Raw genomic sequence first — 18,586 nt, 5'->3', positions numbered from 1 at the left:
CCCCATGACCACCGCCATCCACAAGGGCCCGGCGATCGACCGGCTCGGCCCGCAGGGCGTCCGCGGCGTCTGTTTCAGCTGCGACGCCATGACCGGCATGGACATCGCCGAGGAGACCGTGCGCCGGGCCGGCGACGACCTCACCTGGTTCGGTGTCGGCATCCTCGCCGAGGACGAGGAACTCGCCCTGCGCAGCGCCGACTTCTGCCGCAGGCACGGCCTGCGCGCCCTGTTCCACCCGCTGGACCTCGACGTGTGCGGCAGTGACCCGCTCGACGACCGGCAGCTGCGTGCCATCGGCCGGCGCGCCGACGAACTCGACTCACCGTGGCTCAACATCGACCTGGCCATGTGGGTACGGCGCGGCGAGAGCCTGCTGGAGAGTCTGGTGCCGATGCCGCTCGTCGACGAGGCCGTCGATGTGGCCGTCGACCGCATCAAGCACGCGCAGGACGTCATCGGACGCCCGCTGACCATCGAGAACGCGCCCTACCCCTACGTCGTCGGCGACGGCGACGTCCTCACCCTGATGACCCGCATCGCCGAGCGCGCCGACTGCCTCATGACCATCGACGTCGGCCACCTGTACGGAGTGCGGGTGCAGAGCGGCCGCGACGCCGTCCTGCCCAGCGACGACGACATCGCCTGGGAGCGCGTGGTCGAGGCTCATCTGAGCGGCACCTTCATCCGCCGCTTCGACGGTGGCGTACGCCTGGTCGACGACAAGCACGACTGGCCGGTCAGCGCCGAGGTGTGGGAGCTGGCCGACGCCCTGCTGCCCAGGGCACCCCATCTGCGTTCGGTGATGGCCGAGGCGGAGGGCATGACCGCAGACGAACTGACCGACAGCGTACGGCGTTTCGCACGCCGGACCGAGCAGTGGTGGAGCGCGCCGTGAGCAGTGACCTGACAACGGATTTCACCCGGATCACCGACGCCACGTGGCACATCCTCAACGCCGGCGCCGAGCGCCGCGGTGAACTCCTCGACGAACTGCCGCCGGCGCACCGCGCCATCGTGGCCGCGGGCACGAGCGGGCCCGGTTTCGTGATGGAACAGGCTCGCCGCCGCAAGACCATCGCCAACGTCCTCAACACGACGTTCCCCGTCACGTTCTTCGCGTACTACGGCCGCACCGGCGCCGAGGGTCTGCACGCCTTCCTGGACAGCGAGCCGTGGCAGCGGCGGCCCGCCCAGCCGGGCTCGGTGTTCCCGCCCTCCGCCACGACGTCCGCGGCGTTCGCCGCCCATCTGCGCGACTCCGGCTGGCTCGCGGCACAGGAGGACTGGGTCGGTGAGGCCTTCGCCTTCGAGAACGACTACCTCTTCGGCGACGCCGTCGCCGCACCGCGCGCCGGTACGCGGCTGACCGCCGGCGCCTGGGTCGCCGAAGCCTCCTTCGATGTCCCCTCGTACGGACGGCAGTTGCGGGAACGCGCGGCGGTCGACCCCTGGCCGGAGGCCCTGCTGCTCGTCAAGCGGCGCCCCTGCCCCCTGGCCGTCGTGTCGCTGCCCGAGGCGGACCGCGTACGCCGCTTCCAGCTGAGGGACGACAATGTGGCCGCGCTGCGCTGGCTGTGGGACTCCGCCGCGCAGGTACCGGACGACGCCACCGACAGCCGCGCCTACGCCCGCGCCCTCGCCGCCGGTCTGGTGGACGGAACCGGCCGGTGACCGCACCGGGTGACGGCGGCGGGGCGCGGAGCCGGTATGTGGCGCGGATGCACCGGGCCTACCTCGCCGTATCCGGCTTCGACTACTTCGCGGACATGCTGCTGACCGTCACCTCGGTGCTGCTCCTGCAGTCCTACGGGATGAGCTCGTCGGCGGTGTTCGCGCTCGTCGCGGCTGTGTGGATCGTCGAGGGCGTCTGCGAACTGCCCACCGGCATCCTCGCCGACATGATGGGCCGGCGAGCCTCGGTGGCGGTCAGCTTCGTGCTGCGCGCCGTCGGCTACGGTGCCCTCTTCTTCAGCGACGACGTGAGGGTGGCGGCCGCGGGCACCTTGCTCGCCGCCTTCGGCGGCACGTTCTCCTCCGGCGCCCTGGAGGCGTGGGCCGTGGACGAGACCGGGGCCCGCGACCCCCGCGAGCTGGACCGCCTGTTCACCCGCGGGAAGATCGCGGAGAACTCCGGACTGGTGCTCGGCACCCTCGCCGGAGCCGCGCTCGGCTCCCTCGACCTGGCCCTGCCGCAGCTCGTGGCGGGCGGCGCCTGCGCGCTGTCCGCCGTCCTCGCGCTGGCCCTGATGACCGGCGGACACCATGCCCCGCGCGAGCCGCGTACGTTCGTGCAGGGGCTGCGCGCCTCGGGCCGGGACGTCGCGACCGGTGCCCGGCTCACCCTGCGCGGCGACCGGGTGCTGATCGCTTTGATCGGTGGCACGGGACTGCTGTGGATGTTCCGCGGGATTCCCGGCGTGCAGTGGACCGTGGTGTACGAGTCGCTGGCCGGGGGCCATCTGCTCGTCCTCGCCATGATGCGCAGTGTCGGCTCGCTCCTGGAGATTCCGCTGCTCGGCTGGATCATGGCCCTGCAGCAGCGCAGGGACACGGCACGCCGCACCATCGTGGTCACGGCCTCCGTGGTGGGCGCGGTGGCCCTCGCCGCCGCCGGTGTGATCCGCGACCCCGTGCCGTCCATGGCCTGCTATGTGGTTTTCTCCACGGCGTTCGGACTGTGCATGCCCGGTCTGCGGGCGGCTCTCAACGAACGGATCGACGCCGCCCACCGGGCCACCGTGTTGTCGGTGGCCTCCCTCGCCAACAGCCTGCTCACCGGGGGCGGTCTGGCGCTCGTCGGCAGCTTCGTCGGCGATCTCGGCAGCGCGGGCCTGACCTGGCCGCTGGCGGCCGCCGGGTTCGCCGTGGCGGGGCTGTGGCTGGCCGCGCTCGCCGCGCGGGGGGTGACGCCGCGCCGCGCGGACGTAGCAGGCTCCCGGTCACAGGTGCCCGCGCCGATCGCACCGGCTGCCGCCCAGGACGGGTCGCCCGTATGACCACCGTCGTGGAGGAACAGGTCGAAGTGCTGCTGGCCGACCTCCAGTTGGAGCGGTCCGGGCTCGCCCCGCACGATCCCGAGCCCACAGCCGGCCGCGCGTCGCGCCTCTCGGAACCGCTCGCTGCCCTCGGGCTCACCGCGTTCGTCGCCGAACTGCGCGGCCAGGCGCCCTGTGTTCCCGGCGTGCACAGCCTGCTCGACCTGGAGGCCGACGAAGCGGGCCGCGAGGTCTCCTACCGGCTCCGGCGCGCCGAGGCACGGGCGGCGGCGCCCGAGATCTGGGCGTGGCTGCGCCGGTGCCGGGACAGCGCGCCGTCCGGCCGTCCGTGGTGGACGGTGGGCAGCGCGCTGCCGCTGCCGGCGGACTCCGTACGCACCATGGCCGCGGTCACCGCGCCCGTACCGGATCTGACGCCGGTCACGGCCGCGTGGGCCGCGCAGTGCGGGCTGCGCCGGCACACCGCCGAGTACAACTGGCGCTGGCTCATGCTCGGCAAGGGCCTGCCCCTGCCCGCCGGCCGGCCGCTGCCCCGCCTCAATCAACTGATCAACGGGCTCGTGCAGCAGGCCCGTGAGTACGGGCTGCTCCCCCGCGCCCACCACGTCCAGCTCATCCGGCGGCCCAACACGCCCTCCATGGTGATGCCGGTGCGGCTGCCCGGACTGTCCCTGCTGTCGGTGCCCACCGCGGTCACCCCGGTGACCGTCCAGTACCTGCAACACGAGATCGCGCATTTGACCGAGCACGGTGTACGCCCGGCGCGGGCCGCGCTGCTGGACCGGTGGGCCTTCGACCCGCTGCGGTCGGAGGGCTGGGCCCTGCTGGTGGAACACCTCGCGGCCTCGCCCGCACTGCTCGTCCGCCTCGGCCTGAGCGACGACACCGCCGAAGCCGTCGCCCGTTTCCTCGGTCAGGAGGAGCGGTTCAGCCGCGGCATGATGGCGGTGGATCTCGCTCTCGACCGCGACCTGGAGGACTGCGCGAGTACCGCCGAGGCGCTGGAGGCAGCGGCCGCGCACGCGGCCCGCACCGGACTGCGCTGGGCGCCCGAACTGCTGCTCCTGCGTCAGACCAGCATGCTGAACTGGCGCTCCTACCTGGCCGGTTACGCCTGGCGCGACACCGTCCTGACAGAGCTGACGCGGCACTTCGGCCCGCAATGGGAGCTGCGGGACGACGCCTGGGCGGCCCTGCTGTCCGCGCTCGCGGGCACCGGGTCCGCGGCGGACTTCCTGCACGACCTGCACACCGGCCAGGCCGACGAAGAGCCCGGACCCGTGATCCACGACGAGCGCAGCAAGGAGACCCCATGACCCCGACGACGGCCTCCCGCCCGCCCGCGGCGGTGACGGGCGCGGCAGCCCTGCTGAGCAGCGACCCGGACCAGGTCCGCGACCTGCCCTGGGGCGCGGCCCACGCACTCTTCGACGCCTCGCCACGGCTCGCGGCCATCATGACCCGCGAGGACCTGGACGACTGGCTCGACTGCAGCCTGCTGCATTATCCGGTGCTCAACGCCATGCGCGGCGCCACGCCCGTGCCGCCCCAGGACCTCACCCGGACCATGACTGTCTCCGGCGATGCGCGCGGCGGGTATGCGGACGGGGCCAAGGTCCGTGCCCAGCTGCGGGCCGGCGCCACCGTCGTCGTGCAGAACCTGCACGAGTGGCACCGGCCGGCCCGGGAGGTGTGCCGCCGCGCGGCCGAACTGTTCGAGGCCAAGGTGGGCGCCGTGGCGTTCTGGTCACCGCCGGGAGAGGCGGGGCTGCGCGTCCACCGCGACGACGGGCACCTGTTCGTCGTGCAGATCTGCGGGACGAAACGCTGGTACCTCTACGACACGCCCGCCGCCCCCGGCCTGTGGGAGCCCGGCTACGTGGCGGACCCGGCGGAGCTGGGCGAGCCCACCACGGTCGACGTGCGGGCGGGCCAGGTCCTGTACCTGCCCGACGGTATCGCCCACCACACCGAGACGCTGGACGAGGAGTCCGTGCACGTCACCCTCGCCGTCCGGGAGCCCGCTCTGCGCGACATCGCCGAACTCGCCGTCCGCGCCGCCCTCGCCCGGGTGCCCGCCCACGCCACGGCGGGGGGCTCCTTCGCGGACCGCGAAGAGGCCGTCGGGACCGTCCTGGACAACCTCGCCACCGCCCTCGGCCGCGTCGACCGCACCGCCCTGACCCGACATGTCACGCGCCGCGCGGTCGAGGCGCGGGGCAGCCGTTGAGCGGGGCGGCAGGCCGGAGGCCGGGATCCGTGCCGGATCGCCGGGTCACCGGACATCTGCGCTGCCCTACCCGGCCGGGTCCGTCCGACCACTGGCCGGTGGGGTTCGGCCCTTCGGTGCGCCTCGGGCCGCGGCCATGCGAGAGGATGCGGGCTCGCCCTCCTCAAGAAAACGAGTCCCATGACGGGACCTGCATGACGGGACCTGCCGGAAAAGAGCTGGGTCAACGCACATCAAGAACGTCTGCAACGGGGGCGCTGAGACGTGCCGCCTGTCGAACCGGCCGACACCGAGTTCAATCTCAGCACCGCCGGCTCAACCACCGTTACGAACGCCGTCCCCGCAACCGCCGGGCCTTCCACGTCCTCGCATCAGCCATCTGCTGGTACAAGCGACTCGTCCGCCTCACCACATAGGACACGGCCCTGGCGCAGCTGAGCTGTCAGCGCGTCCGCCGGGCAGCACGCCCGCCGCGCGAGGGGATGTTCAGTAAGGTCTGAGCCTCAACACGCCACGGTGGCGGGCGAGTTCGTCCTACGGCGGGTGCGAGGTACGGACTGCTACCGTGAGCCCGCAAGCGCTGCGCGCCCCGGTCGTGAACGGAGCTGATCGTGCCCGACGCAGACGTGATCCTGCTGGATCTCGGCGGAGTGCTTTTCTGCGATCCCTGGGAGACGCTGCTGCTTACCCCGGAACGTGGGCTCGCCGACCGGCTCGGTGTGCCGAGACATACCGTCGAGGCCGTCGGTGCGCAATTGTGGGACGTGTTCTCCGTCGTACCCGCCGAGGAATCTTCCTACTGGGAGCAGTGCGCGGCGGGTCTTGGGGTGGCGCTACCCGTCGAGCTGATCCGGCAGGTGGAGCGGGAGCTGCTGACGCCAAGCCCTTGGGCGCAGGAGTTGCTCGCGGCCGCCGCCGCGACCGGGGCGGAGCTGGGCATTGCCTCGAACAACACCTCGTTCTGGTACACCAAGCAGGCCAGGGCTCTGCACCTGGACAAGTGGATCGACCCGGCACTCGTGTATGTGTCGCACGACCTCGGCGTGACGAAGGGGACTCCGGGGCGTGGCCTGCTGGAGATCGCGGCTGAGGCGGTCACCGGAAGCCGAACGGGCCTGGTGGAGGACCGGGAACCCAACCTCCGTCGGGCAGCGGCGCTGGGCCTGCATCCCTTCCCCTACGCCTACGAGCGCGACGGCGACCGCTTCCCGTGCTTCTCCGCCTCCGAGATCGACGGATGACGGTGCCCGGGCCGCCGGGGCCGCGCCCGCCGACGCCGCCCATCCCGCCGATGCCGTCGGCACCGCCGGGACCCGCCCCGGACCCGCCCGCCGCGGTTCTGCCGGTCGCCGTGCAGGCGCTGCTCGCCGAGTACAACTCGCTGCGCCAGGAGAGCCTTCAGGCCATCAGCAACCGTATCCAGATCATGAACTTCGCCTTCACCTCACTGGCCGTGATCATGGCGGCCATTCTCGGGTCGTCGGTGTCTCCGCTGCTCGTCGTACCGATCTGTCTCGTGTTCATCCCGGTCAGCGCCAAGGCGAGCTTGCTCATCTGGCTCGGTGAGTACCACCGCTCACAGCGCGCAGGGCGGGGCGTGGCAGGCATCGAGGTCCGGATCAATCAGCACCTCGCCGATCCCGACCTTCTGTCGTGGGAATCCAAGCTGATCTCCTCCCGCACGCACATGAGCTATCCGTACGCGGCGACGGCGGCCTACATGCTGTCGGCCGGCGTCCTGGCACACGTCGTCGGAATCTACTTCCTCGCGAACATCGTCGACGCGTACGGCAGGACGCCGACGCTGGCGGCGCTCTTCGGTGCGGTGGTCTACGCGCTGGCGCAGGAGGTGCTGTTCTTCCGTTTTTTCCGCCGCAGGTGGCGCGCGATCAGGCGGTTTTCGCACAACCAGTGACGATCGGCCCAAGATGCCGATTGAAGAGGTGCAGGCTGCTGGCCAGTTCATGGCTATGGCGGACTGCCCCTTCAGTGCTGGTGTGACGAGACGGGGATGCGGCACTGACATTCCAGTTGATGTGCTGCCCGGTGATGCCGAGACCAGCCGGGCGGTGAGACTCTCGCCGAGACGCTGCCGGGCCTGGCGCAGATCAACGCCATGCCGTCGGGGTTCGATCCGGCCTGGCGGCCAAGAGCGGGACTCGTGGTTGCGCACGATGTGCTGGGCGGGGTGTTCGTCCTCAATGGGGAGAACCCCATGAGGCCGGCCGGCCCGGCGAGCCGGGCCAAATCCTCTACTTCGCCCCGGATTTCCATGACTCGGAGGCGCTGGCGTTGGGCACTCGGCTTGGCCGCCCGCAAGCGGCATAGAGTCGTCCCAGCACCTGGGACGACACCGCTGGGTCGTGGAGCGGACTGTGTCCTGGCTGTCCGGCCGCCGACGTCTGCACCGCCGTTACGAGCGCACGCCGGAACAGTTCCTGGCCTTCACCGCCATCGCCGCAAGCCTCATGTGTCACCGCAGACCGACCAAGCGAAATGGCCTCCAGGGCGGTTCCGGATGTCCTGCGTGTAACTGCTGGGGGCAGCGGGTGACCAAATCGGCTTGTTCCACGAACACCGCTCGCCCTAAGGTGAAAGGACTTCGATGAGACGTTCCCCAGAAGCACGCCGCAGAGCGGGATCGTCCCACCTCGCTGAGGTGCCGGAAGGGCGGCAGCAGTCTTTGTCGACCCTTCCTTTAGGAGGTCTCCTTCATGAACATCGGTATCGGCCTGCCCATCGGCGACCCGACCACTCTGCTCACCTGGGCCCAGCGCGCTGACGCCGGGCCCTTCAGCACACTCGGCCTGCTGGACCGGCTCGTCTACCACAACCCCGAACCCCTGGTCGCGCTCGCCGTCCTCGCGGGCGCCACCTCCCGCATCCGCGTCCAGACCGAGGTGTTGCTCGCCCCGCTGCGCGATACCACCCTTCTCGCCAAGCAGGCCGCCACCTTGGACCGGATGACCGGTGGCCGCTTGGTCCTCGGCCTGGGTATCGGAGGCCGGGACGACGACCACCAGGTCACGGGGATCGACAAGCGCACCCGAGGCCGACGCCTCGACGAGCAGATGGCGGTGATGCGCCGCCTCTGGTCCGGCGAGCCGTACGGCGACGGCGTCGGTCCGATCGGCCCCGCACCGGCCCGGTCCGGCGGCCCCGAGGTGCTCTTCGGTGGATTCAAGCCCGTCGCGCTCGAACGCGTTGCCCGCTGGGGGGACGGCTTCCTCGCCGCCGCTGGGCCTTCGTGGGCAGGCGGCCTGTTCGACACTGTCCGCACCTTCTGGAAGGAGTACGGTCGCGACGGCGAACCGCGCATTGTCGCGCAGGTCAACGTCGCCCTCGGCCCTCACGACGTGATCGACGACGCCCGGACCAGCATGCGCGCGTACTACACCTTCACCGGCATGGCCGACCGGATGGTCGCCGGATTGCTCACCACGCCCACGGAGATCCGCGATGCGATCGCCCGCTTCGCCGACCTCGGCGCCGACGAGGTCATGCTCTACTGCTACGGCCTCGACCCGAACCAGGTCGACCGCCTCGCCGACGTCCTGTGACGGCTTGAGACGCCATTTCAGTTGGCGTGCTCTTTCGGCGGTCTGAGGTGACGACTGCTTCGCTTGTCGAGCGGATGGCGCCGGAAGACTTGTGGGAGTTGTTCCGACGAATGGTGCCGCCGGCACCGGTTCGCCCGCACTTCCACCACCTCCACCTCGCCCAGCCCGGCGAGCGCGGCCAGCTCGATCACGCGCTCCGTCCGGTCTGGCACAGCAGGGGCACCAGCAACTGACGGGCCGCAGCGCAGACTTGCCCGTGCAACATGGCTGCGTCGGCCAGATCGACACCCGCACCATGCAACGTGCCCGGCGCCTGGTCGTGCAAGTCTCCCCACACACATGCAGCGCCCCCTCCTGCGCACTGCCCGGTAGGGGCTGCCCTGCCACCTGGCCCGGCCTCACCTGTGACCGGACGGCCCCGGGGCCGCCTCGCCCTGACCGTCCGGGTCTGCCGGCGGCGCCGGGTGGTGGTCAGCTGGCGGCGGCGTGCTGGTCGAGGCCGCCGAGGATGAGGGCGAGGCCCCCCTCGAACGCCGCTTCGTGATCGAGCTCGGGAACGTCGTCGGGCAGGTCCCCGGGGTCCGGGGTGTCGGCGGCGGCCTGCTCCTCCAGTACGCAGCCGACGGTGAAGCGGCTGGAGGCCAGCATCGCCATCAGCGCCTGCTGCTCTGGCACCCCGGAGGTGACAAGGAAGGCCATTTTGTGGCGGATACGGTCCAGGTCGCCGGTCGGGATACTGCCCGCGTGCAGGCGGGCACCGTCGCGGCGCATCAGCAGGGTGCGGCGAAAGCTGCGGGAGTTGTCCAGGAACCAGGTGCGCCAGTCGTCGCCGGGCTGAGGCAGGGGCGCGGTGGCGTGCGGGGCCATGGCTGCCTCCGCCATCGCGGCCAGCAGATCCTTCTTGGTCTTGAAGTGGTAGTAGAGCGACGGCTGCTCCACGCCCAGGCGCTTGGCCAGGCGCCGGGTGCTGACGGCATCCAGCCCCACATCGTCCAGCAGGTCGAGCGCCTCGGTGACGACGGTCTCACGGTTCATCTTGGTCACGTTGACAATCTATCGCTGATAGAAGACGCTGAAAAACGGTGAATCAATCAGCGATAGACTCTGGAGTGGGTCGGTCATGGCGGGCAAGAACGTAGGGCGGACGCTCCGGATCCTGGTGGCGGGCGGCGGTGTGGCCGGACAGGCACTGGCTTTCTGGCTCTCACGCGGCGGCCATGAGGTGACGGTCGCCGAACGGTTCCCGGCGCTGCGGGCCTCCGGAGCGCAGGTGGACCTGCGCGGGCAGGGCATCCACGCGGCGGCGCGCATGGGGCTGCTCGAGGACGTACGCAGTCAGCTGGTGGACGAGGCCGGGGTGGCGTTCGTGGACTCCCGGGGCAGGCCGAAGGCGACGATCATGGCGAACACCGCCGGCAGAGGCCGTCAGACGCTGACCTCGGAGTACGAGATCATGCGGGGCGACCTGGTGCGCATCCTGTACGCGGCGACGAAGGACGACGCGGAGTACGTCTTCGGCAAGAGTGTCGACAACTTCGACCAGCACGCCGACAAGGTCACCGCGCACTTCTCGGACGGGACCTCGGGCGAGTACGACCTGCTGATCGGCGCCGACGGGCAGGGCTCGCGCATCCGGCGGGCGCTGCTGCCCGAGGGCTTCGACCCGTACTGGCGGATGGGCGTCCACATGGCGTACTGGTTCGTCCCGCGTATCGCCTCCGACACCAACATCCGTGACACCTACATGGTCCCGGGTGGCCGGCAGATCATGCGGCGCAGCCACAACGCGACCGAGACGCAGGCGTACTTCGTGATGCGCGAGGACTCGGCGGAAGCTTCCGCGATCCACCGTGCGCCCGTCGAGGAGCAGCAGAAGTTCTGGGCCGAGCGATTCAGGGATGCGGGTTGGCAGACCGAGCGGTTCGTCCAGGGCATGAAGGACAGCCCGTTCTTCTACTCCCAGGAGATCGCCCAAGTGCGTATCGCCGGCTGGTCCGAGGGCCGGGTGGTCCTGGCCGGGGACGCCGCGCACTGCGCCTCCCCCTATAGCGGGATGGGGATCTCCGGCGGCCTGGTCGGCGCCTACGTCCTGGCCGGGGAGATCAACCGCATCCCGGGCGACCTGACGGCGGCCCTGGCGACGTACGAACGCGTCCTGCGCCCGTTCGTGGACAAGATCCAGCGCGAGGTCAACCCGAGGATCCTGCGGTTGGGCATGCCGTTGCACAAGCACGCCATCACCGCGTTCCAGAACGTCACGGCACTGGCCTGCTTCCTGCGCCTCCCCGACCTGGTCGCCCGCATGTCGAAGGAGGACCGCGGCGGCGACTGGCAGCTACCCGTCTACACCGACGCCGCCTGATCCGGTCCGCGCTGTGCTCCGGCACTCTGGTCATCCGCCACCGGTCCCGTCGAGTCGGTCGAACAGCGACCACGCCTGTACCGGGCCTGAACCGGACGGTGCGGAAAGCGGCGAACTCGTCGAGCGGTTGACGTCCCGGGCGCGGGAGGTCGCTGCGTCGTGGGCGGCGAGTTCTTCTCGGGTTCCAACGAAGGCGAGGCCGCGGTCGGGAGGGAGACGGTCGACCACCATCGTGACGGCTCCTTGCACCGTGGCGGCCGGCTCCACAAACTCGCTGCGGAGGGGCCGACGGCCCAGTATTCGCCTTCTACTGTGGGCTGGACGTAGGTGACCCGCGACCGCGCACCCTTGCGCAGCCCGCTGCGCACCCTTGCGCAGCCCGCAGCCCTCAGCCCGTTGCCCCCGACCGACAGCAGGGCACAGAAGTTCACCGGCCGTTGCTGACACAGTCCTCCCGGCGTGAACCTCATACATCACATGCGTATCGGCTGCGGCGTTTCGGCCAACCTCTGTCGCGGCGAGACCCGCGCCATACGCGGGGGCAAGTGTTCGGGACATGCGCATCCCGCACCACGTCGGCGCATCCGCTTCGTCCTAAACACGCGTGTTCGATCCGCCCTGCCGTGTCGTTGACCCGGGCACCATCGCAGAACCACAACTCACGCCGAATCGCACCGAGTTGCGCCACATCTCGGCTGCCCTCATGTGGCGCCCTGAGGAGGAGAAACGCCATGCACCCCGCCCTCGCCGACTTGCAGCGGACCGCCGAGAACGGCCATCGAGCCGCCGCGCTGTCCCACACGGACCAGTTCCGCGCAGCAACAATCCCGGATACGAGGTGGGCGGCATGAGTGAGCCCACCCGTTCGTCAGCCGACAGTGTCCCGGGACCGCGCACCACCGGGCCGGCCGCTGCTTCCGCCGCCCCGGCCGCGCCGGCCGCGTCGGACGGCCCCACCTCGTCCGAGCAGCAGATGCGCTTCGTCGACGTGACAGGTAGCCGCGAGGCGGCCGGGCGTTCGATCCGGATGCGTGACATGGCCCGCCGCCTGCCCCAGTTGGTGCGCCGCTCGCTGGCCCTGGGCTGGCGCGTCGACCGGCGGGCGACCGTCGGCCTTCTGCTGTGTCAGCTGGTCAGTGGGGTGATGCAGGCCCTGGGCCTGGTCGCGATCGCCGGCACGCTCACCGCCCTGCTGCGCGACGGCGACGTGTACCACCGCCTCCTCGCGGCGTGGCCCTCCGTCGCCCTGCTCGCCGGAGCCGCCGGGGTGCGCGCGCTCCTGGGCATCACGGTCAACTGGCTGTCCTCCCGCCTGAGTCCGCTGATGACCCGCGAGGCCGAGCAGATGCTGCTCACCGGCTGTGTCGAGGTCGAGCTGGCTGCCTACGACGATCCGGACTTCAACCGCGACCGTGAGGCCGCGGACCGCGGGGCCCAGGTCACCGGCGAGCTGATCAACGAGGGCCAGGACCTGATCGCCTCGGCCGCCGCCTTCCTCGCCGGGGCGATCGTCCTGGCGGGTGTGCACTGGGTGCTTCTCCCCCTCCTCGTCGCCGCCAGCATGCCGCAAGCCGTGGCCCAGGTCAGTGCCGCCCGTGCCCGCTACCTGGCCAATCTGCGCAGCAACGGCGACAACCGGTTGCTGGCGATCCTGCGCTGGCACATCTACACCAAGGACGCCGCCGACCAGATCCGCGCCGGCACCATGGCCGACTTCCTCTCCGGCCGATACCGCAGCACCGTCGCCCGGATCAACCGCGAGGACCGGGCCGCGGCCGACCAGGGCGCCCGCATGTCCCTGATCGGCGCCGTGTGCGGAGGGCTGGGGTCGGCGGTGGTGTGGGCCGCCGTCGTGTGGCTGCTCGCCACCGGCCGGATCACCGTCGGACGTGCCGGGACAGCGGTCTTCGCTCTGCAGACCGCCGGCATGGCGGTCCGGGGCCTGGTGGCCGTCGGCGCGCGCGCCGTACGGACCGGGCTCTACATGGACGACTGGACCCGCTTCCTGGACCGGGCCGGCGGCTTCCGCATGCGCCGCGGTCCGCGCCGGCCCCCGGCGCCGGAAACGATCGAGGTCAAAGCGCTCACCCATCGCTACGCCGGCAAGGACCGCGACGCCTTGTCCGACGTCTCCCTCACCCTGCGCCGCGGCGAGGTCACGGCCCTGGTCGGTTACAACGGCTCCGGCAAGTCGACCCTGGCGAAGCTGATCAGCGGCCTGTACCTCCCGGACGGCAGCGGTCAAGTGCTCTGGGACGGAGTGCCCACCGGCACCATCGACCCGAAGGCGTTGTGGCAGCAGGTCGCCCTCGTGCCGCAGGACTACGCCCACTGGCCACTGACCGTCCGCGAGAACGTGACGCAGGGACAGCCCACCGAGCGCGGCGACGAGGCGGTCCGCGAGGCTTGCGCGGCCGCCGACGCCGACGAGGTCGTCGACACGCTCGGCGCCGGTCTGGACACCCTCCTGGCGCGCGAGTGGCTCAACGGCGAGGAGCTCAGCGGCGGCCAGTGGCAGCGCATCGCCCTGGCCCGGGCCTTCTTCCGCCGGGCCGGACTGCTCGTCCTGGATGAGCCGACCGCCAACCTCGATCCCCGCGCCGAATTCCGCATTTTCCAACGGCTGCGGTCTCTGGCCCGGGACCGAGCCGTTCTGCTGGTGACCCACCGCATGACCAGCGTCGCCATCGCCGACCGCATCGTGGTCCTCGACGAAGGAAGGATCGTCCAGGAAGGGACGTACGCCGAACTCTCCGAGCAAGAGGGCCTCTTCGCGAAGTTGCTGTCCTACCAGATCGCCTCCGACCGTGACGAGGCCCGGCCGTCGGACGGTCCGGAACGGGCGCACCGCGGGTCCTGACAGCTGACCCGCACGCCACCTTCACTCGTCGTGAGCTTCCTCCCATGCCGTGAGGACCGCTGCCGGGATGCGTCCTCGCTCCGGGACGTCGTAGCCGTGCTCGCGGGCCCACGCGCGGACGGCGGCCGAATCGCGCGGGCCGCGGGCGGGGCGGCGGGGGGCGGCGGGGGACGGCTCCTGCCCCGCTCGCCGTTCGGGCGAGGGTGTGAAGAAGGGTCCGCGCGACAGCAGGCTGTCGGGGAACAGCGGCACTCGGGTCCGGCCGCTGAGGACCGCGACGAGAAACTCGGTGAGCGTGCCGTCGAAAGTGAACCACTCAGCTCCGCGAGCTTCGTTGACGGCGATCGTCCACGCGGCCGGGTCCTGTGCCGGAGCGGTGTGCCAGAACCCGAACTCCCCGTTGTCGGTGACGGCGATCGGGAACAGGTCCTGGGGCGCGTAGGGGACGGAGCGCCCCCGGGCCCGGTCGTCCTCCAGCTGGTTCCGGAGCTGGGTGGTCATGGGGCCGGTCAGGTCGATCCAGTCGGTCATGCCCAGCGGGTGGCGCAGGCTGAGGTAGCCGCAGAAGGAGCCCGGCCCGTAGCGGGACGCCAACTGCCGGTAGTCCTTAGGCAGAGCCATGCCGAGCGCGGTCTCGACGCTGTTCCAGTCGACCGAGGACGGAGCCGGCGGAGGCGGACACAGGCGGGTGAGGTGTTCGAGAGCAGTGGTCACGGAAGGAGTCCTTGGCGGTCGAGCTGTTGCTGGTCCCACGCGGGGTTACGCAAGGGGACGTCCAATGTGAAGCCCCGGTCGCCCGTGGCCTCGAGCTGGATGTACTTCGGTACGGAGTCCTTCAGGTTGTCCGTGTACTCCAGGTAGACGTTGTAGTGGATGACCTCGCCCTTGTGCGCCGCGTCGTAGATGTCCTGCTCCCAGTCCCGCATGTCAGGGCTGTTGGTGGGGTTCTGCGTGATGGTGAACAGGTTGTCCAGTGTGTCACCGGAGCCACCGAGCATGCGAGCCAGCAGGTGACCTCGGGCCTGGTTGTAGTCACCGCCCAGGAAGCCGGGTGGGCGCAGGTTCCCGTTGGCATGGGTCCCTTCGTCCAGCATGTCGCGGGTGATGACCGCGTTCATCTCGTAGGGGCGGTCGTGGGGGTCCCGGGTGAAGGTGACGCGGCCGCCCCACGTGGGATCCGCGGTGCAGCCCGCCAGGCCGAGGGGGTCGGTGAGGGTGAAGGGGTTGGGGACGTAGGCGTAGTGGTTGGGGGCGGGGGCGAGGCCGAGCGGGTCGGGGGTGAGGTAGCGGCCGAGGTGGGGGTCGTAGTAGCGGTTGACGTTGTAGTGCAGGCCGGTCTCGGGGTCGTACTGCTGGCCCGGGTAACGCAGCGGGGTGTACGCGGTGCAGTCGCGGTTCCACTGGGTGGCGCCCCAGACGCTGCTGCGGGCGCGCCAGGCCAGGTGGCCGTCGTGGGTCAGGAGTTCGCTGGGGGCACCGGTCAGGTCGGCGACGATGGCGAAGAAGCGCCGGTCGATGTCGTCCGGTGCGTCGGCCGGTTTTGCCTCGCGCTGGGCCAGCGGGCGCTGACCGAGGTAGTCCCAGGTCAACGTGATGCCGTCGGCGTCCTGTTCGGCCAGTTGCCCGCCGTCCCAGGTATAGGTGACACGTTCGACGATCTGGTCGTTCTCGTCGAGGCGGTGCTTGCCGATGCGGCGGCCCAGTGCGTCGTAGAGGTAGTGCCAGCGGCCGTGGTGGGGGGTGACGGCGTGGGTGAGGCGGTCCTCCGCGTCCCAGGTGAAGTGCCAGGTGAGGGTCTTGCCGCTGAGGGTGGTGCTCTGGCGGCGGATGACGCGGCCCTGGGCGTCGTAGTGGTCGCGTGTGCGTCCGGCCTGGGTCAGGCGGCTGCCGCGGTGCTGGTGGGCGCCGGTCCGGTCCTGTCCGGGGGCGCGGTCGGGCAGGGTGGCGTGGGTGAGGTCGCCGGCCGTGTTGTAGGCGTAGGTCTCGCTCCAGCCCCGGGCCTGGACGGCGGTGACGCGGCTGGCGGTGTCGAGGGTGTAGGTGCGCTCTCCGGTGAGGCTGTCGACGATGCTGGTCGGGGTGCCGTCGGCTTGGTAGGTGTAGGAGCGCTGGAGCAGCTCGTCCGCCGCGGTGGTGAGGGACTGGGAGACGACGCGGCCGACGCTGTCCCAGTGGTGGTGCAGGCTCAGGTGGCCGTCGAGGGTGCGGGTTCTCTCCCGGCCCAGGGCGTCGCGTTCGAAGGTGAAGGTGTGTTCGCCGCTGGTGTACGACGACAGGACTCCGGCGTCGTAGGCGAGGGTGCTGGTGGCGCCGCTGGGTGTGCGGCGGTGGGTGCGGCGGCCGAGCGCGTCGTAGCCGTAGTGCGTGGTGCGGCCGTTGACCGTCTCGGTCACGATCCGCCCGGCGTGGTCGCGTTCGAGGTCGATGCGGGCGTGGGGGTTGGTGATCCGGGTGACGTGGCCGCGTTCGTCGCGGGTGAAGGTGGACACGGCGCCGTCGTCGTGGTGCAGGCGGGTGACGCGGCCCAGTGCGTCGCGCTCGAAGGTGAGGGTCTGGCCGGCGCCGTTGGTGCGGGAGGTGAGGCGCCCCAGGGCGTCGTGCCGGTAGGTGAGGGTGCGGCCGTCGAAGTCGGTTTCGCGGACCAGGCGGCCGGCCGCGTCGTAGGTGTACTGCCAGTGCAGGCCCTGGGCGTTGGTGACCTGGGTCAGGCGGAGTTCGGTGTCGTGGGTGAAGCGGTAGTCGGCGTCGTCCGTCGTCGTGGTCGTGGCGGGCTTGTCGAAGTGGGTCACCTGGTGGTGGCTGGTGCGGCCCATGCGGTCGGTGTGGCTGGTCAGGTTGGCTTCGCCGTCCCAGGTCCACTCTTCCCGGCTGCCGTCGGGCAGTTCGCGCCAGGCGGGGCGTCCCTCGGTGGTCCAGCCCTGGCGCAGGACGCCGCCCAGGGCGTCGACGGCCTCCACGACGCGGCCGAAAGCATCGCGGACCAGGGTCGTCGCGGCGGTGTCGGGGGCCTCGATACGTACGGTGAGTCCGGCGGCGTCGGTGGTGACCTTGGTGAGGTCGCCGACCGGATTGCGGATGGCGGTGATGTGGCCGCGTGGGTTGTAGGTGTACTCGGTGCGTGCGCCGTCGGGTTCGGTCACGGCCGTGGCGTTGCCGTGCTCGTCGTAGGCGAAGGTGCGGCGGGCACCGCCGCGTTCGGTGACAGCGACCGGAAGGTCCCACTCGTTGTAGACCGCGTGGGTGTGGACGCCGTCGGGGGCGTGCAGGCCTGTCAGGTTGCCGCGGGCGTCGCGCTCGTAGCGGGTGGTGGCCCCGAGCGGGTCCGTGTGGGACAGGATGCGATCGTGGTCGTCGAAGGTGTAGGAGTGGGTGTGGCCCAGCGGGTCGGTCTCGGCCACGACCTGGAGGGCGCTGTTGAGGTAGTAGACACTGGTGGCACCGGTGGAGTCGGTGTAACGGGTGATGCGATCGCCCGTCTCGGGGTGGCGCGTGTAGGCGAAGGCGGCTGACAGGGCGCCGTCGGGGCCGACGGTGCGGGCGATGCGTCCTTCGCCGTCGTAGACGTAGCGGAAGGTCGAGTCGTTGCGGTCCGTCCACGAGGTGATGCGGTCCGCGTCGTCGTAGGTGAAGCGCAGCGGCAGGCCGGAGGAGTTGGTGACCGCGTCCAGGCGGCCCTGTGCGTCGTAGCCGTAGCGCAGAACCGGTTGAGGACCGTCGGGAGTGCGCAGGGCCACGGTGCGGATACGGGCGCTCTCGACGGTGAGCGCCACGTGGTAGCCCCCGTCGTGGACGAGGGCGGTGGGAGCGCCGTCGCCCTCTCGGTGTATGGCGATGTGGTTGGTGTGGCGGTCTTCGATCTGGACCAGCCAGTAGGCGGGCGAGGCGTGATAGGGGCTGCCGGTGAACGTTCTGACGAGCCGGGTGACCGGCTCGGTTATCTGGTACGTGGTGGTGCCGTTGGCGTGCCCGCCGTGCACCAGGGGCAGGCGGGGGCCCTCCAGCGGAAGGACGCCGTCGGTGTCTCCCGGCGCCGGCAGTGCGGGGTAGACCAACAGGGAGCCGTCCTCGCGAGCCCACACCGCTCCCTGGCCCTGCGGGTCGAGTTCGATGCGTTCGTCCAGGGTGGAGGCCCAACTCCGCCCGAACCACTGCCCGTAGCGGTACCCGGACAGGTGGGTGCGGCGTAGCACCAGTGGGAGGACGCCGGGCAGCGAGAGGTCGGTGTGCGGGAGGGTCATGTCGCCGGTCGCGATGTCGACCGGGTCGTTGAGGCATTTCTTCTTGAGCAGGGGGATGGCGTTGCGGCGTGGGTCGTCCTTCGCCCCGTCGAGCCGGTCGGGCTTGGTGTGGCCGTCGCCGGTCCTGTTGCGGGGACCCGGGATCGCCGGCGCGTCGCCGGAGCCCTTGCCGTCCCCGTGCTTGCCGACGTGGATGCCGTGCGCCTTGTCGCGGACGTCGATGTCGTTGTGCTTGTGCAGCCGGGAGGTGGCCTTGGCGCGGTCCGGCACGGTCTCCGTGATGTGCTTGGCGACCTTGCCGAGCGCCTTCTCCGAGCCCTTGAGCGCGCCGTGCAGC

The 18,586-nt window shown here is 70.8% G+C and carries 14 protein-coding genes and 2 pseudogenes; 12 read left to right on the top strand and 4 right to left on the bottom strand.

Going from position 1 to position 18,586, the window contains the following annotated elements; all coding sequences use genetic code 11:
- The first annotated feature begins 4 nt into the window (after window positions 1-4).
- The 10 genes and pseudogenes from ABZY33_RS27215 to ABZY33_RS27170 all read left to right on the top strand — a co-directional run bounded on the left by ABZY33_RS27215 (window position 5) and on the right by ABZY33_RS27170 (window position 8,789).
- A complete protein-coding gene (locus tag ABZY33_RS27215) occupies window positions 5-898 on the top strand; it encodes a DUF692 family multinuclear iron-containing protein (protein WP_356494317.1) in 894 nt (297 codons plus the stop codon).
- Window positions 895-1,674 carry a hypothetical protein gene (locus ABZY33_RS27210; RefSeq protein WP_356494316.1) on the top strand — a complete coding sequence of 260 codons (780 nt, stop codon included), beginning with the start codon at window positions 895-897 and terminating at the stop codon, window positions 1,672-1,674. The genes ABZY33_RS27215 and ABZY33_RS27210 overlap by 4 nt, the downstream gene beginning before the upstream one ends.
- Window positions 1,671-2,999, top strand: a complete 1,329-nt coding sequence (locus tag ABZY33_RS27205; RefSeq protein ID WP_356494315.1) for an MFS transporter — start codon at window positions 1,671-1,673, stop codon at window positions 2,997-2,999. The genes ABZY33_RS27210 and ABZY33_RS27205 overlap by 4 nt, the downstream gene beginning before the upstream one ends.
- Complete coding sequence (locus tag ABZY33_RS27200) at window positions 2,996-4,315, top strand: hypothetical protein (protein ID WP_356494314.1); 1,320 nt, start codon at window positions 2,996-2,998, stop codon at window positions 4,313-4,315. The genes ABZY33_RS27205 and ABZY33_RS27200 overlap by 4 nt, the downstream gene beginning before the upstream one ends.
- The gene (locus tag ABZY33_RS27195; protein WP_356494313.1) at window positions 4,312-5,229 is read left to right on the top strand and encodes a cupin domain-containing protein; all 918 of its coding nucleotides are present in this window, start codon (window positions 4,312-4,314) and stop codon (window positions 5,227-5,229) included. Before ABZY33_RS27200 ends, ABZY33_RS27195 begins: the two co-directional genes overlap by 4 nt.
- A 299-nt stretch (window positions 5,230-5,528) precedes the next feature.
- A pseudogene (locus ABZY33_RS27190) lies at window positions 5,529-5,645 on the top strand (IS5/IS1182 family transposase); the annotation flags it as partial.
- A 195-nt stretch (window positions 5,646-5,840) separates the two neighbouring features.
- Window positions 5,841-6,470: a hypothetical protein gene (locus ABZY33_RS27185; RefSeq protein WP_356494312.1), complete on the top strand. Its 630-nt coding sequence runs from the start codon at window positions 5,841-5,843 to the stop codon at window positions 6,468-6,470.
- Entirely contained in the window at window positions 6,467-7,144 is a 678-nt protein-coding gene (locus ABZY33_RS27180) for a hypothetical protein (RefSeq protein WP_356494311.1), read from the top strand. The genes ABZY33_RS27185 and ABZY33_RS27180 overlap by 4 nt, the downstream gene beginning before the upstream one ends.
- Window positions 7,145-7,550: 406 nt before the next feature.
- Window positions 7,551-7,700 (top strand): annotated as a pseudogene (locus ABZY33_RS27175) (transposase); the annotation flags it as partial.
- A 243-nt stretch (window positions 7,701-7,943) separates the two neighbouring features.
- Window positions 7,944-8,789, top strand: a complete 846-nt coding sequence (locus tag ABZY33_RS27170) for an LLM class flavin-dependent oxidoreductase (RefSeq protein ID WP_356494310.1) — start codon at window positions 7,944-7,946, stop codon at window positions 8,787-8,789.
- A 17-nt stretch (window positions 8,790-8,806) separates the two neighbouring features.
- Here ABZY33_RS27170 and ABZY33_RS27165 read toward each other — a convergent pair whose 3' ends face one another.
- Entirely contained in the window at window positions 8,807-8,980 is a 174-nt protein-coding gene (locus ABZY33_RS27165) for a hypothetical protein (protein WP_356494347.1), read from the bottom strand.
- Window positions 8,981-9,260: 280 nt separating this feature from the next.
- Window positions 9,261-9,824: a TetR/AcrR family transcriptional regulator C-terminal domain-containing protein gene (locus tag ABZY33_RS27160; protein WP_356494344.1), complete on the bottom strand. Its 564-nt coding sequence runs from the start codon at window positions 9,822-9,824 to the stop codon at window positions 9,261-9,263.
- An 85-nt stretch (window positions 9,825-9,909) separates the two neighbouring features.
- On the opposite strand from ABZY33_RS27160, the gene ABZY33_RS27155 reads away from it, so the two are divergent.
- Window positions 9,910-11,151, top strand: coding sequence for an FAD-dependent monooxygenase (locus ABZY33_RS27155; RefSeq protein WP_356494309.1), 1,242 nt, complete (start codon window positions 9,910-9,912; stop codon window positions 11,149-11,151).
- A gap of 973 nt (window positions 11,152-12,124) precedes the next feature.
- Window positions 12,125-14,011 carry an ABC transporter ATP-binding protein gene (locus ABZY33_RS27150; RefSeq protein WP_356494343.1) on the top strand — a complete coding sequence of 629 codons (1,887 nt, stop codon included), beginning with the start codon at window positions 12,125-12,127 and terminating at the stop codon, window positions 14,009-14,011.
- A 21-nt stretch (window positions 14,012-14,032) separates the two neighbouring features.
- On the opposite strand, the gene ABZY33_RS27145 is transcribed toward ABZY33_RS27150, so the two are convergent.
- Both ABZY33_RS27145 and ABZY33_RS27140 read right to left on the bottom strand, forming a co-directional pair.
- A complete protein-coding gene (locus ABZY33_RS27145; protein WP_356494308.1) occupies window positions 14,033-14,725 on the bottom strand; it encodes a histone-like nucleoid-structuring protein Lsr2 in 693 nt (230 codons plus the stop codon).
- A partial coding sequence (locus ABZY33_RS27140) for an RHS repeat-associated core domain-containing protein (RefSeq protein WP_356494307.1) occupies window positions 14,722-18,586 on the bottom strand: 3,865 nt, incomplete at its 5' end. The genes ABZY33_RS27145 and ABZY33_RS27140, both read right to left, overlap by 4 nt.

Source organism: Streptomyces sp. NPDC006552 (assembly GCF_040611655.1).
GTDB lineage: Bacteria > Actinomycetota > Actinomycetes > Streptomycetales > Streptomycetaceae > Streptomyces.
This window is presented reverse-complemented; position numbering and strand designations above follow the sequence as displayed.

Coding starts and splice junctions, on each gene's coding strand:
- ABZY33_RS27215 (WP_356494317.1), top strand. CDS start 5: ATGACCACCGCCATCCACAAGGGCCCGGCGATCGACCGGCTCGGCCCG.
- ABZY33_RS27200 (WP_356494314.1), top strand. CDS start 2,996: ATGACCACCGTCGTGGAGGAACAGGTCGAAGTGCTGCTGGCCGACCTC.
- ABZY33_RS27195 (WP_356494313.1), top strand. CDS start 4,312: ATGACCCCGACGACGGCCTCCCGCCCGCCCGCGGCGGTGACGGGCGCG.
- ABZY33_RS27180 (WP_356494311.1), top strand. CDS start 6,467: ATGACGGTGCCCGGGCCGCCGGGGCCGCGCCCGCCGACGCCGCCCATC.
- ABZY33_RS27170 (WP_356494310.1), top strand. CDS start 7,944: ATGAACATCGGTATCGGCCTGCCCATCGGCGACCCGACCACTCTGCTC.
- ABZY33_RS27160 (WP_356494344.1), bottom strand. CDS start 9,824: ATGAACCGTGAGACCGTCGTCACCGAGGCGCTCGACCTGCTGGACGAT.
- ABZY33_RS27155 (WP_356494309.1), top strand. CDS start 9,910: ATGGCGGGCAAGAACGTAGGGCGGACGCTCCGGATCCTGGTGGCGGGC.
- ABZY33_RS27150 (WP_356494343.1), top strand. CDS start 12,125: ATGCGCTTCGTCGACGTGACAGGTAGCCGCGAGGCGGCCGGGCGTTCG.